We start from the raw sequence: 13,586 nt of genomic DNA, 5'->3' as shown, positions 1-13,586 counted from the left end.
CGTGCGCACGCGTCGTATGCACGTCCCCGCGGGGCCCGCGCCCCGCGCGACCGAAGGAGGCGCCATGACCGCACGGCCCGAACAGCCCGCCACGCTCGCGGTGTTCGCCGAGTGGATCGCCGACCGCTTCGGCGATCTGCCCGCCCTGCGCTTCCGGCAGGGGGACGGCTGGGCCGGCCTGACGTACGGGGAACTGCGCGAGACCGTACGGGCCGTCGGCCGGGGACTGATCGGCGGGCTCGGCGTGCGCGCGGGCGACCGGGTGGCGATCCTCGCCGAGACCCGGCCCGAGTGGACGTACGCGCATCTCGGTGTGCTCGCCGCGGGCGCGGTCGCCGTTCCCGTCTACCCGACCGCGGGGGACGAGGAGGTGGCCTGGGTGCTCGCCGACTCCGGGGCCACCGTGATCATCTGCGAGGACGCGGCGCACGCCGCGACGATCCGGCGCCTCCGGAAGCGGCTGCCCGCCCTCCGGCACGTGGTGCTCATGTCCGGGGCCACCGACGCCGAACCGGCCCTGACCGCGCTTCCCGGCCCCGCGCCGACGGCCGACCTCCTGGAGCGCGGCGTGGCCGTCAAGGCCGGGGACCTCGCGTCGATCGTCTACACCTCCGGCACCACAGGACCGCCCAAGGGCTGCCGCCTCACACACGGCAACATCGACGCCGTCTGCGCGGGCACCCTCGGGCTGACCGACGGCGGCCCGGGCGACCTCACGTACCTCTATCTCCCGCTCGCCCATCTCATGGCGCAGCTCGTGCAGTTCAAGGCGCTCCTGCGCGGCGGGAGCCTCTGCTACTTCGGCGGGAGGACCGAGAACATCCTCGCCGAGCTGGCCGAGGTCCGGCCGACCCATCTGCCGTCCGTGCCGCGGCTGTTCGAGAAGGTCCACGCGGGCGTCCTGGCGGCCGCCGAGTCCCAGGAGGGCGGCCGCGACCGCTTCGAGGCCGCCGTACGGCTGGGCGTGCGGGTCGCGGAGGCGCGCGGGCGCGGGGAGGAGCTCCCGGACGAGACGGCGGCACGCTGGGAGGAGGCCGACCGGAACCTCTTCGCCCGCGTCCGCGCGGCCTTCGGCGGCCGCCTGCGATGGGCCCTGACCGGTGCGGCGCCCATCGCCCCGCAGACCCTGGACCTCCTGCGCGCCTCCGGCATCGCCCTCTTCGAGGGGTACGGGATGACGGAGTCGGGCGGCGTCATCGCCCTCAACCACCCGGGCGCGGTGCGGTACGGGACGGTGGGCCGGCCGATGCAGGGCTGCGAGGTGCGGATCGCCGAGGACGGCGAGGTACTGGCCCGCGGAGCCAACGTCTTCCCCGGCTACGAGGGCGACGACGGAGCCACGCGGGAGGCGGTGGACGCGGACGGCTGGCTGCACACCGGCGACCTCGGGGCGCTGGACGCCGACGGGTACCTCACCGTCACCGGCCGCAAGAAGGACCTGATCATCACGTCCTCCGGCAAGAACCTGACGCCCTCGCTCGTCGAATCGGCGATCCAGCAGTCGCGGTGGATCTCCCGCGCGGTGATGGTCGGTGACCACCGCCCGTACCCCGTCGCGCTGTTGACGCTCGACGCGGAGGAAGTCGCCGGCTGGGCGCGGCGCGAGGGCGTGGACACCGGCGACCGCCCGTCCCGCCACCCCGCCGTACGGGCGCTCTGCCAGGAGGCGGTGGACGCGGCGAACGCCCGTGCCGCCCGCCCGGCCCGCATCCGTGCCTTCGCGGTCCTCGACGAGGACTTCACGGTGGCCTCCGGCCTGTTGACCCCGACGCTGAAGCTGCGCCGAGCGGCGGTGTCCGAGCGGTACGCGCCGGAGATCGCTGCGCTGTACGAGCGGGGCTGACGACTCCCGGACGGGCCGGCCGACCTGGACGCGCCGGCCGCTCCGAACGGGCGGAGCGGAGGGTCCGGCTCCGGCTCGGGGCAGCGGCCCCGTGCCGGAGCCGGTGCCGACCCGACCGGACCCGACAATCGGGAAATTGCGGACAATGGAGAGATGGAGCGGTCTCCGTCCGCTGACGTGCACTGTCACGCGTACGCCTGGATCGGGCCCCGCCGGCTGTTCGACCTGGAGGAGGAGCGGCGGCCCGAGTTCGAGGCTGCCTTCGCCGTGTCCGACGTGACACCGGTCCGGGTGGTGGAGTGGCTGCGCAAGCCCCGGCGGCTGATCCGGTCCACGTTCACCGATCCGGCCGAGGCGGCTTCATGGATCAGGGCCCGTGCCGCAGAGGTCCTGCCGGAACTGCTGCACCCCGAGGAGGCCGACTGGCCGGCCCTCGACCGCCGCGAGAAGAGCGCGGCCGACATGATCGGCCGGGGCGGGGACGTGGTGTGGGGCTTCTATCTGCGCGACGGGCGCTTCGCCTCGTACGCGCTCATCTCCTGCCCGAACCGGCTGGAACCGGGACTGCCGTGCCCGGAGCGCGGGCCCTGACCCGCGCGGTGCGGACCGCGACCTGCGCGGTGCGGACCCTGACCCGCGCGGCGCTGAACGTGCTCCCGTCGCGGGCCGTGACCGGCGATCCGGGATCCCGGGTGGGCCCCCGGCGGCACAAAAGGCAGGAGCCCCGCTCCCCACCGTGGCGGAGGAGCAGGGCTCCTTGGGTACTGCGACTCAAACCGCTATTGGCCGTCCCGGGCAGGTCAGGCCGGGGTGACGTTCTCCGCCTGCGGGCCCTTCGGGCCCTGCGTGACGTCGAACGTCACGGTCTGGTTCTCCTCCAGGGAGCGGAAGCCAGACGCGTTGATCGCGGAGTAGTGGACGAAGACATCGGGGCCGCCGCCGTCCTGGGCGATGAATCCAAAGCCCTTCTCGGCGTTGAACCACTTGACGGTTCCGGTAGCCATAAGCCCTCCTTGGGCCAAAGGGTTGCCCTGCTCCAGAACCTGCAAGAAGTCTGAAAACTACAAAAGCCTGCGGCGTCACATGCTCCGCAGGCTCTGTACTGCAAGGGAAACCAAACTGCAACTTGCGCTGAGAATAGCACGCAGCTCTCAGCGCGAGGAAGAGGTGAAGATCACCCACGGGGTGGGTTTTGCTGTTCTGAGACCCCTCCCACCTGCACAGTCACGCACGGTGACGTAGCGCGTGCGGTGCCGCGGCGGCGCGTCAGGACCTGAGCATCCGGGTGAATTCGACCCTCGCGGCTCCCGCCCCCGAGCGCCTGCCGCCCGCGCGCCGCTTTGCCCTCGTTCCCCTTCTTCCCTTTCCTCCCCCCGCCTTCTTTTGCCGCTGCCCCTCTCCGCCGCGTTCGCGCCGCGACGCGCTGGGCGGGCCCCCGGCCACGGGCCGCCGCCCCGCCGGGTCTAGCCTCCCGATGTGGAGAATCCAGACCGAGCCGCCGATGCCGGCGCCACCCCTGCCGCCGACGGCCACCGCCGCAGCCGGCCCCGGGTCGGACACATCCAGTTCCTCAACTGCCTGCCCCTCTACTGGGGTCTGGCGCGTACCGGCGCCCTTCTCGACCTCGAGCTGAGCAAGGACACCCCCGAGAAGCTCAGCGAACAGCTCGTCCGCGGCGAGTTGGACATCGCCCCCATCACTCTCGTCGAGTTCCTCCGCAACGCGGACGACCTCGTCGCCTTCCCCGACCTCGCCGTCGGCTGCGACGGCCCGGTCATGTCCTGCGTGATCGTCTCCCAGGTGCCGCTGGACCAGCTCCACCGCGCGCGCGTGGCACTCGGCTCCACCTCCCGTACCTCCGTACGCCTCGCGCAGCTGCTCATCGCCGAGCAGTACGGGGTCGAGCCCGAGTACTACCGCTGCCCGCCCGACCTGGGGCTGATGATGCAGGAGGCACAGGCCGCCGTGCTGATCGGCGACGCCGCGCTGCGCGCCTCCCTGCACGACGCCCCCCGCCTCGGCCTCCAGGTCCACGACCTCGGGCAGATGTGGAAGGACTGGACCGGGCTGCCGTTCGTGTTCGCCGTCTGGGCGACCCGCCGCGACTACCTCGCGCGGGAGCCGCGGATCGTGAGCCAGGCGCACGAGGCGTTCCTCGCCTCCCGCGACGTCTCCCTCCAGGAGGTCGCCAAGGTCGCCGAACAGGCCGCGCGCTGGGAGTCCTTCGACGCCGGCCTGCTGGAGCGCTACTTCACCACGCTGGACTTCCGCTTCGGTCCCGAACAGCTCGCGGGCGTGGCCGAGTTCGCGCGGCGTACGGGTGCCACGACCGGGTTCCCGCCCGACGTGCGCGTCCGGCTGCTGCCCGAGCCGGACACGCTGTCCGTGCCGGACGCGCCCTCCGTGCCGGACGCGCCCTCCCTGCCGGACGCGCCCTCCCTGCCGGGCGTGCAGTCCGTGCCGGGCGCTTCGGGCGCCCACCAGGGAGCCGATCCGGTAGCTCCCGGGCGCTGACCCCCAGGCTCTAAGCTGTCGGCACGCCGCAAGGAGGGCATCCGGGCGAGCCGAGGGGGGAACGGCAGGCCATGCATCCGCTGGGAGCGGACGATCCGCGCGCCATCGGCCCGTACCGGCTGCTGCGCCGGCTCGGCGCGGGCGGTATGGGCCGGGTCTATCTGGGACGCAGTGCAGGCGGCCGCACGGTCGCGGTGAAGGTGGTGCACCCGCACCACGCGGGCGAGCCGGAGTTCCGCGCCCGCTTCCGGCGCGAGGTGGAGTCCGCACGCCGGGTCGGTGGCGCATGGACCGCACCGGTGCTCGACGCCGACCCCGAGGCCTCTCTGCCCTGGGTCGCGACGGGTTACGTGGCCGGACCCGATCTCAGCGACGCCGTTTCCGCCGTCGGCCCGCTGCCCGCGCACACGGTACGGACGCTGGGCGCGGGGCTCGCCGAGGCGCTGGCCGCGGTGCATGCGCTCGGCCTCGTCCACCGCGACGTCAAACCGTCCAACGTCCTGCTGACCGTGGACGGTCCGCGGCTCATCGACTTCGGCATCGCGCGGGCCACGGACGGCACGGCGTCGCTGACCTCCACCGGCGTCTCCATCGGTTCGCCCGGCTACATGTCGCCCGAGCAGATCCTCGGCCACGGGGTGACACACGCCTCGGACGTCTTCTCCCTCGGTGCCGTGCTCGCGTTCGCGGCGACCGGCGAGGCGCCGTTCCCCGGCGACAGTTCGGCGTCCCTGCTCTACAAGGTGGTGCACGAGGAGCCGGTGCTGGGCGCCGCGCTCACGGGCGAACTGCGCGAACTGGCCACCGCCTGCCTCGCCAAGGACCCCGCGGCCCGGCCCACCCCGCAGCAGGTGGCGCAGCGGCTGGGCGGCGGTACGGGCGCGCAGGGGCTCGTACGGAGCGGGTGGCTGCCGGGGCCTCTGGTCGAGCAGGTGAGCCGGCGGGCCGTGGAACTCCTCGGCCTGGAGGTGGGGACGGAGGCGGGACCGGACGACGCGGGGCCCGGCGCTCCACCGGACCGCTCGGGCCTGGTGACGCTGCCGCCCGCCCAATTCCCGTCCGCGGGGACCGGGTCGGGCAGCGGCACCGACCGCCCGTCGGCACCCTCGTACACACCGGTGGGCGCGTACGGGCCGCCCCACCCCTCGTACGCGGACGCGGCGGTGGGAACCGACGCGGGCAACGGGGCCGGGCGCGACGGCGGTCGGGGGATCTCCGTGTCCGCCACGGCCAACGCCGCGCCGGCGTCGACCGGCGCCCGCGGTGCGCGACGGCTGAGCTGCACGCTGGTGCTGTCCGTGGCCACCGCCCTCGTGGTCGCCACCAGCACCGCGTACTTCCTCGGCCTGATGCCGGGCACCGGAGGCGGCGACACCAACGCGGCCGACAGCGCGGGCAGACCGTCGCCGTCACGCACGCCGTCCGCCGCGGCGTCCTCCGTGCCCGAGGACTTCCTCGGCACCTGGCAGGGCAATCTCACGTCCGAGAACGGCATTCCGGGCGGCCTGATGACCATCACCATCGAGCAGGGCAAGGTGGGCCAGAAGGTGGGGTCCGGCGACATCCGGCTCTCCCCGCTCACATGCCGCAGTCTCTGGCGGCTCGTCACGGCACGGCCCAAGGAACTGGTCCTCGACTCACGGTTCAAGGAGACGGAGGGCCAGGCCCTGTGCAGCCAGGGCTCGACGGAGGAGCGCCTCAGGCTGAAGCCGGACGGCACCCTCCACTACGCGGCGAAGGACGACCCGGCGGGCAATCCCACCGGGACCCTGCGCAAGCTCGCCCGGCCCACGCCCGAAGCAGGCTGACGGGCAGGGACAGGGACAGGGACAGGGGCAGGGGCAGGGACAGGGGCAGAGGTACGGGCGCCCGGGAGCCGGGACGGACACAGGGGGAGAAGCGAGTTGGGACACTCGGCCCGCCCGGGACGCCGTAAGGCCGCGCCCGCCTCGTACGGCGGGGCACCGAAGAAGCAGGGCCGCACCCGGGGAGGCAAGGCCGGCGCGGGACGGCGCGGTGGGTGGGACCGGGAGTCGCGCGTCGGCTGCCTGTTCATGGCCGCACTGCTCGTCGGCATCGTCGCCTTCGCCGTGGCGGTGGCGGAGTGGGGCGCCGCGCTCTGGGCGGACGTCGCCCCCGGCTGGCCCGGTGGCGGCTACGGGTTCGCCGTCACGGCCGGTGCGCTCCTGCCCGTTTCGGCGACGGCGACGGGCATCGCCTTGTTCCGGGTGAGCCGGCGGACGCCCAAGGCCCGTTCGGCGGCCTTTGCCGCCGCGGCCCTGGCGAGCGGGTCGGTCACCCTCGTCACGGTCATCGTGGCCTTCGCGGCGCTGCCGCCCAAACGACGCCGCCGCATCGGCTGTTACGGACCGGGCGAGCCCTGCTCGGTGAACCTGGACCATCCGTACGTCTGGGCCGTGGGCCTCGCCTCGACCGCCGTGACGATCGCGCTGCTGGTCCTCCTGCACCGCCTGCTCGACCGGCGCCGCAAGGACGGGGAGAAGGAGCCGGTGCCCGCGGGGTGAGCGGCGGCGGTCCCGTTCCCCGCGGCCGAGGAGCGCTGGCGTACGCTGGGGCGGTCGTCACGTACCCCCTCGGAAGGGACCGGTCCCCGGTGAGCGAGAGCGCCGACCTGCAGTCCGTCCTCGACCGCGCCGCCTCCGGTGGCCGCATCACGCCCGAGGAGGCGCTCGACCTGTACCGGTCGGCGCCGTTGCACGCGCTGGGCTCCGCGGCGGACGCCGCGCGCCGCAGCCGCTACGCCGGCACCGAGCACATCGCGACGTACATCATCGAGCGGAACATCAACTACACCAACGTGTGCGTGACGGCGTGCAAGTTCTGCGCCTTCTACGCCCCGCCGAAGGACACCGCGAAGGGCTGGACGCGGGACCTCGAGGACATCCTCAAGCGCTGCGAGGAGACCGTCCGGCTCGGCGGCACCCAGATCATGTTCCAGGGCGGCCATCACCCGGACTTCGGCGTCGAGTACTACGAGGAGCACTTCTCCGCCATCAAGAAGGCGTTCCCGCAGCTCGTCATCCACTCCCTGGGCGCCTCCGAGGTCGAGCACATGGCCCGCATCTCCGGCGTCACCGCCGAGGAGGCGATCCGCCGGATCCACGACGCGGGCCTGGACTCGTTCGCGGGCGCCGGCGCCGAACTCCTCCCCGCCCGGCCGCGGAAGGCCATCGCCCCGCTCAAGGAGTCAGGCGAGCGCTGGCTGGAGATCATGGAGGTGGCGCACGGCCTCGGCGTCGAGTCGACCTCCACGATGCTCATGGGCACCGGCGAGACCAACGCCGAGCGCATCGAGCACATCCGGATGATCCGCGACGTCCAGGACCGTACGGGCGGCTTCCGCGCCTTCATCCCGTACACCTACCAGCCCGAGAACAACCATCTGAAGGGCCGCACACAGGCGACGATCTTCGAGTACCTGCGGATGATCGCCGTCGCCCGCCTCTTCCTCGACAACATCGCCCACATCCAGGGCTCCTGGCTCACCGTCGGCAAGGAGGCCGGACAGCTCTCGCTGCACTACGGCGCCGACGACCTCGGCTCGGTGATGCTGGAGGAGAACGTCGTCTCCTCGGCCGGCGCCAAGCACCGCTCCAACCGCATGGAGCTGCTGGAGCTGATCCGTGCCGCGGGCCGCGTCCCGGCGCAGCGCGCCACCACGTACGAGCACCTCGTCGTGCACGACGATCCGGCGAACGACCCGGTCGACGACCACGTGGTCTCCCACTTCTCCTCGACCGCGATCGAGGGCGGCACGGCGCACCCCGAGCTCAAGCTCGTCGAGGCCAACTGACGCTGCGGTGCTGACCGTTCACGCCGCCGACGCGGTCTGGCCGGGGCCCGGCCGGGAGGTCGTCCGCGGGGGCGCGGTGGCCGTCGAGGGCACGACGATCGCCGCCCTCGGCCCGTACGAGCAGGTGGTCGCCGACCACTCCCGCGCCCGCGTCCGGCGCTGGCCGGGGCTGCTGACGCCGGGACTGGTCAACCGCGGGGCGGGGCGGCTGCTGGAGGCCGTCTACCACCCGGACCCGCGCGAGGCCGACGAACTGGGCACGGAGCCCGTGCCCGACGCGGCCCTGGCCGCCGCGCGGCGGGGCGCGAGCGCGCGGCGCGGCATCCAGCGGATGCTGGCGCACGGGACGACGGCGGTGGCCGGGGAGTTCGGGTCCCCGGAGGTGCGCACGGCGCTCGCCCGGGCCGGGATGGTCGTCCTGGGCGGCCCCATCGCGGGCGCTTCCCCTCCGCTCTCGCTCGATCCGCTGGCCGGCGGAGTGCCCGACGAGGTCTTCTCCGGGGTGCTCGCGCCCGGTGGACGCGCGGACTTCGCGGTGTTCGCGGTGTTCGCGGTGTCCGCGGTGGAGGGGGAGAGCGATCCGCGGGAGGCACTCGCCGCGCGCGGCGCCGGGCTTTGCGTCGCCACGGTCCTGGGGGGCCGTCTGGTGTACCGGGGCCGATAGTCCAGAATGGGCGCGTGACCCGAGCCTCCCTGGACAAGCAGCCGCACGAAGTCGCCGCGATGTTCGACGACGTGGCGGCGAAGTACGACCTCACGAACGACGTGCTGTCCCTGGGCCAGGCCCGGCTCTGGCGCAAGGCGGTCGCGCAGGCCGTCGGCGCCCGCCCGGCCGAGCGGATCCTGGACCTCGCCGCGGGCACGGCCACCTCCTCGCAGCCCTTCGCCGCCGCGGGTGCGTACGTCGTCCCCTGCGACTTCTCGCTCGGCATGCTGCGCGAGGGCAAGAGGCGGCACCCGCACATGCCGTTCACGGCCGGGGACGCCACCCGGCTGCCCTTCGGCGACGACAGCTTCGACGCCGTCACCATCTCCTTCGGGCTGCGCAATGTGCAGGACACGGACGCCGCGCTGCGCGAGCTCCTGCGCGTGACCCGGCCCGGCGGCCGGGTGGTGATCTGCGAGTTCAGCCATCCCACGTGGGCGCCGTTCCGCACGGTCTACACCGAGTACCTGATGCGCGCGGTGCCGCCGGTCGCCACCGCATGCAGCAGCAGCCCCGACGCGTACGTCTACCTCGCCGAGTCCATCCGCGCCTGGCCGGACCAGCCCGCGATGGCCGCGCGGATGCAGAGGGCCGGCTGGTCGAAGGTCGCCTGGCGCAACCTGACCGGCGGGATCGTCGCCCTGCACCGGGCGTACAAGACGCGGTAGCGGGGCATGGGCCCTAGCGTCCCACCGGGAGTCCTTGCGGCTCCTTGATCCGCTTCATCACGATCTGCGAGTTGACCTCCGTCACCCCCGGCAGCGCGGTGATCCGCTCGATCCACAGCCGCTCGTACGCGTCGATGTCGGCGACCGCGATCCGCAGCAGGCAGCCGGGGCTGCCGAAGAGCCGGTACGCCTCGACGACGTCCGGCAGCTCGCGCAGCGCGTCCTCGAACGCCTCCACCGTCTCCCGGTCGCGCCGTACCTCCACCGAGACCAGCACCTCGAAGCTGCGGCCGACGGACGGCGGGTCGACCACGGCACGGTAGCCGCGGATCACCCCGTCCTCCTCGAGCTGCCGTACGCGGCGCAGGCACGGCGAGGGGGTCAGGCCCACGCGCTGGGCCAGTTCCTGATTGGTCAGCCGGCCGTCCCGCTGAAGCTCTCGCAAGATGCTGTGATCAATCTTGTCCATACGAGCAATTATCTGCCATGCCGGGACCGGGTAGTGTGAAAATCCGCCATCCTATTGCAGGCAAGAGTCCCTATTCTTGCTCGAAAGCGATCGGGGGCGGAGCAGCGCGGAAACGCACCGGGGAAGAAGGTGAGCAGGGCATGCGAAGGATCGTCGTGGTGACCACAGGCGGGACGATCGCCAGCCGCTGGCAGGGCAACGGTTACGCGGCCGACGCGGCCGGGCGGGACGTCCTCGCCGTGGCGGCGGTGCCCGAGGGCGTCGAGACCGAGATCGTCGACCTGTTCACCGTCAACAGCCCCCGGCTGACCTCCGCCCACCAGTTCGCACTGCTCCGCGCCGTGCACGAGGTCCTGGAGGACCCGTCCGTCGACGGCGTCGTCGTCACCCACGGCACCGACACCCTGGAGGAGTCGGCCTTCCTGCTCGACCTCCACCACCAGGACCGCCGCCCGGTCGTCTTCACCGGAGCCCAGCGCCCCCTGGAGGCCGTCGACGGCGACGCCTCCAGCAACCTCTACGACGCGCTGCTGACCGCCGCGAACGTCCAGGACGTCGGCACGCTCACCGTCTTCGCGGGCCGGATGCACGCCGCCCGCGGCACCATGAAGACCCAGACCGTCGCGTCCGACGCGTTCGCCGACCCCTCCAACGAGCCCGTGGGCAAGGTCGGTTTCGGCCGCGTACACGTCCTGCGCCGCCCCGACCGCTCCCCTCCCCTCCCGCTGCCGTCCGTGGACACCCCGCTGCCGCGCGTCGACATGGTCATGCACCACGCGGACGCCGACCCGCTGTTGCTGGAGGCCGCCGTGGAGGCCGGCGCGCGCGGCATCGTCCTCGTCGCGGCGGGCGCGGGCAACGCCACCCCGGAGTTCGCCGCCGAGGTCGAGCGCGCCGTCTCCCGCGGCGTCCTCGTCGCGCTGACGACCCGGGTCCCGGCCGGTCCCGTCACGCCGATCTACGCGGGCGGGGGCGGCGCCGTCGACCTCATCGCGGCCGGTGCCGTACCGACCGGCACGCTGCGCGCGGGTCAGGCCCGGATCGCCCTCCTCTCCGCGCTGATGGCCGCAGAGAAGCCGGCCGAGCAGGCCGACATCCTGCGCCGCATCGCGGAACCGGACGAGGCCGTCCTCGCGGCCCGGGCGTCCTGACCGCACACCGTCTCCGGACGGCCCGCCGCGTCGCCGAAGACCGCGGCCGGCCGTCCGGGCTTCACCGGCACGCGCGGGACCACCGGCGGGCGGGCGGAGCGGGCGTTCTAAACTGCGACCGTCCGCCGCCTTTCCGCCGAGAGCACCAGGAGTGCCGACGTGCCCGACACCGCCCGCAGCGAGCGCAGCGCCGATGTGATCGTCGTGGGAGCCGGGCCCGCCGGCTCCACCACCGCCTACTACCTGGCCAAGGCCGGACTCGACGTCCTGCTGCTGGAGAAGACGGCGTTCCCCCGCGAGAAGGTCTGCGGTGACGGTCTGACGCCGCGCGCCACCAAGCAGCTCGTCTCCATGGGCATCGACATCTCCGAAGAGGCGGGCTGGCTGCGCAACAAGGGCCTGCGCATCATCGGCGGCGGTGTCCGTCTCCAGCTCGACTGGCCGGAGCTGGCCTCGTTCCCGGACTACGGGCTCGTCCGCAAACGCGACGACTTCGACGAGCAGTTGGCCCGCCAGGCGCAGAAGGCGGGCGCGCGGCTGCACGAGCGGTGCAACGTCGGCGCTCCCGTCATCGACCCGCGTACGGGCCGCATCACCGGCGTCGAGGCCAAGCTCGGCGAGGAGAAGACGCCGGTCACCTTCCACGCGCCGCTCGTCGTCGCCGCCGACGGCAATTCCACCCGGCTGTCCCTGGCGATGGGCCTGCACCGGCGCGAGGACCGCCCCATGGGCGTGGCCGTGCGGACGTACTTCACCTCGCCGCGCCACGAGGACGACTACCTCGAGTCCTGGCTGGAGTTGTGGGACCGGCGCGGGGAGCAGGACCGGCTGCTGCCCGGCTACGGCTGGATCTTCGGCATGGGCGACGGCACCTCCAACGTCGGCCTGGGCGTCCTCAACACCTCGGAGGCGTTCAAGGAGCTGGACTGGCGCGAGGTGCTCAAGGCCTGGTGCGCGTCGATGCCCGAGGACTGGGGCTACACCCCGGACAACATGACGTGCCCGATCCGCGGCGCCGCCCTCCCGATGGCCTTCAACCGCCAACCGCACTACACCAAGGGCCTGTTGCTGGTCGGTGACGCGGGCGGTCTGGTCAACCCGTTCAACGGCGAGGGCATCGCCTATGCGATGGAATCCGGCCAGATCGTGGCCGACGTCATCGTCCAGGCGCACGCGCGCTCGACCCCGGCCCAGCGCGAACTGGCCCTGCACGCCTACCCGAAGATCCTCAAGGAGACCTACGGCGGCTACTACACGCTCGGCCGCGCCTTTGTGAAGCTCATCGGCAACCCGAAGGTCATGAAGGTCGCCACCGAACGCGGGCTCACCCACCCGATGCTGATGAAGTTCACGCTCAAGATGCTCGCCAACCTCACCGACCCGAGGGGCGGCGACGCGATGGACCGCATCATCAACGGTCTGAGCAAGGTGGCCCCGAAGGCCTGAGAAGGGGCCTGGCGGGCCTCGTACGACGCGAAGGGCCGCCGCTCCCGGGAGAAGGAGCGGCGGCCCTTCGAGCGCTCGCGGAGGGGCCACACGCCGGCTCGGAGCGGCGGCCCGGGGGCGGCGGCTCAGAGCACGCGCGTCGCCGACGTCGCCGGGTAGTCGCTGAGCTTCTGCTTCACCACACCCTTGCTGGGGTTGGCGGCGTCGATGTACATGCCGTCGCCCGCGTAGACCGCCACGTGGTACGCGCTGCCCGTACCGCCCCAGAAGAGCAGGTCGCCCACCTGAAGGTTGTCCAGGGACACCGGCGTACCGGTCGTCGACTGGTCCTGCGAGACGCGCGGCAGGTCGACGCCGACGCTCTTGAACGCGGCCTGGGTGAGGCTGGAGCAGTCGTACGCGGCCGTCCCGGTCGCACCGAGCACGTACGGCTTGCCGAGCTGGGCCTCCAGGAAGCTCATGACCTGACCCACACTGCCGCTGGCGGAGGACGCGGTGCTGAGCGTGGTGCGCTCGGCGGAACGGGAGGCCCGCTCCTCCGCGGCCTTCTTGGCCTTCGCCCGCGCCTCGGCCTTCCGCTCGGCCTCCTGCTTGGCCTTCTTGGCGGCCTTGCGAGCGGAGTCGGCGGCACGCTCCCGCATGTCCTGGAGGTCGGCGCGCTGCTGGTAGTCGAGGGCGGCCTGCTCGGTCGCCGCGGAGGACTGCGCGGCGACGTCCGAGAGGACGTCGTTGACCGCGGGAATCTCCGCGGTCGTTTCGCCGGCGGGCTCGGCCGCGATCGCGGACCCCGATCCTGCTGTCACGGCGATGGTGCTGAGGACGCCGCCGGCAACGCGCGCGCGCACCCATGTGGTGGTGGTGCGCGGTTTCCGGCGGCTTCGTATGTGAGCGGTGTGGGACATGCGTACACGGCTACCAGGGAGCCATGGGTTCCTTCAAGAAACGTGTGATGCGCCACACTTGTCGAGTACGCGT

The 13,586-nt window shown here is 72.8% G+C and carries 13 protein-coding genes; 10 read left to right on the top strand and 3 right to left on the bottom strand.

All coding sequences use genetic code 11. The annotated features are described in order from the left end of the window. The first annotated feature begins 64 nt into the window (after positions 1-64). Positions 65-1,843 (top strand): AMP-dependent synthetase/ligase, encoded by a 1,779-nt coding sequence (locus ACGFNH_RS23560; protein ID WP_393656711.1) that lies wholly within the window; start codon positions 65-67, stop codon positions 1,841-1,843. Positions 1,844-1,996: 153 nt separating this feature from the next. Continuing rightward, positions 1,997-2,434, top strand: coding sequence for a hypothetical protein (locus tag ACGFNH_RS23555; RefSeq protein ID WP_393656710.1), 438 nt, complete (start codon positions 1,997-1,999; stop codon positions 2,432-2,434). Positions 2,435-2,643: 209 nt separating this feature from the next. Here the strand turns inward: ACGFNH_RS23555 and ACGFNH_RS23550 are convergent, their stop codons facing one another. Further along, positions 2,644-2,847: a cold-shock protein gene (locus ACGFNH_RS23550; protein ID WP_030620150.1), complete on the bottom strand. Its 204-nt coding sequence runs from the start codon at positions 2,845-2,847 to the stop codon at positions 2,644-2,646. Positions 2,848-3,319: 472 nt separating this feature from the next. On the opposite strand from ACGFNH_RS23550, the gene ACGFNH_RS23545 reads away from it, so the two are divergent. The 6 genes from ACGFNH_RS23545 (at position 3,320) to ACGFNH_RS23520 (ending at position 9,545) form a co-directional block, all read left to right on the top strand. Then, positions 3,320-4,357 carry an MqnA/MqnD/SBP family protein gene (locus tag ACGFNH_RS23545; RefSeq protein ID WP_393656708.1) on the top strand — a complete coding sequence of 346 codons (1,038 nt, stop codon included), beginning with the start codon at positions 3,320-3,322 and terminating at the stop codon, positions 4,355-4,357. A 71-nt stretch (positions 4,358-4,428) separates the two neighbouring features. Continuing rightward, a complete protein-coding gene (locus tag ACGFNH_RS23540; protein WP_393656706.1) occupies positions 4,429-6,165 on the top strand; it encodes a serine/threonine-protein kinase in 1,737 nt (578 codons plus the stop codon). A 96-nt stretch (positions 6,166-6,261) separates the two neighbouring features. After that, entirely contained in the window at positions 6,262-6,882 is a 621-nt protein-coding gene (locus tag ACGFNH_RS23535) for a hypothetical protein (RefSeq protein WP_393656705.1), read from the top strand. 89 nt (positions 6,883-6,971) lie between these two features. Continuing rightward, positions 6,972-8,171, top strand: coding sequence for a cyclic dehypoxanthinyl futalosine synthase (mqnC, locus tag ACGFNH_RS23530; protein WP_393656703.1), 1,200 nt, complete (start codon positions 6,972-6,974; stop codon positions 8,169-8,171). A gap of 7 nt (positions 8,172-8,178) precedes the next feature. Further along, on the top strand, positions 8,179-8,835 hold the full coding sequence (locus tag ACGFNH_RS23525) for a hypothetical protein (RefSeq protein ID WP_393656701.1): 657 nt from the start codon (positions 8,179-8,181) through the stop codon (positions 8,833-8,835). Between the two features lie 14 nt (positions 8,836-8,849). After that, positions 8,850-9,545: a demethylmenaquinone methyltransferase gene (locus ACGFNH_RS23520; RefSeq protein ID WP_393656699.1), complete on the top strand. Its 696-nt coding sequence runs from the start codon at positions 8,850-8,852 to the stop codon at positions 9,543-9,545. A gap of 13 nt (positions 9,546-9,558) precedes the next feature. Here ACGFNH_RS23520 and ACGFNH_RS23515 read toward each other — a convergent pair whose 3' ends face one another. Continuing rightward, a complete protein-coding gene (locus tag ACGFNH_RS23515; protein ID WP_393656697.1) occupies positions 9,559-10,014 on the bottom strand; it encodes an Lrp/AsnC family transcriptional regulator in 456 nt (151 codons plus the stop codon). Positions 10,015-10,154: 140 nt separating this feature from the next. Here ACGFNH_RS23515 and ACGFNH_RS23510 point away from each other — a divergent pair, with 140 nt between their 5' ends. Together ACGFNH_RS23510 and ACGFNH_RS23505 are read left to right on the top strand one after the other, a co-directional pair. Continuing rightward, entirely contained in the window at positions 10,155-11,165 is a 1,011-nt protein-coding gene (locus tag ACGFNH_RS23510; RefSeq protein ID WP_393656695.1) for an asparaginase, read from the top strand. Positions 11,166-11,324: 159 nt separating this feature from the next. Then, complete coding sequence (locus tag ACGFNH_RS23505) at positions 11,325-12,611, top strand: geranylgeranyl reductase family protein (protein ID WP_393656693.1); 1,287 nt, start codon at positions 11,325-11,327, stop codon at positions 12,609-12,611. A gap of 125 nt (positions 12,612-12,736) precedes the next feature. On the opposite strand, the gene ACGFNH_RS23500 is transcribed toward ACGFNH_RS23505, so the two are convergent. Then, complete coding sequence (locus ACGFNH_RS23500) at positions 12,737-13,513, bottom strand: C40 family peptidase (RefSeq protein WP_393656691.1); 777 nt, start codon at positions 13,511-13,513, stop codon at positions 12,737-12,739. Between the last annotated feature and the right edge of the window lie 73 nt (positions 13,514-13,586).

The sequence above is a fragment of the Streptomyces sp. NPDC048639 genome, from assembly GCF_043199075.1.
GTDB lineage: Bacteria > Actinomycetota > Actinomycetes > Streptomycetales > Streptomycetaceae > Streptomyces.
This window is presented reverse-complemented; position numbering and strand designations above follow the sequence as displayed.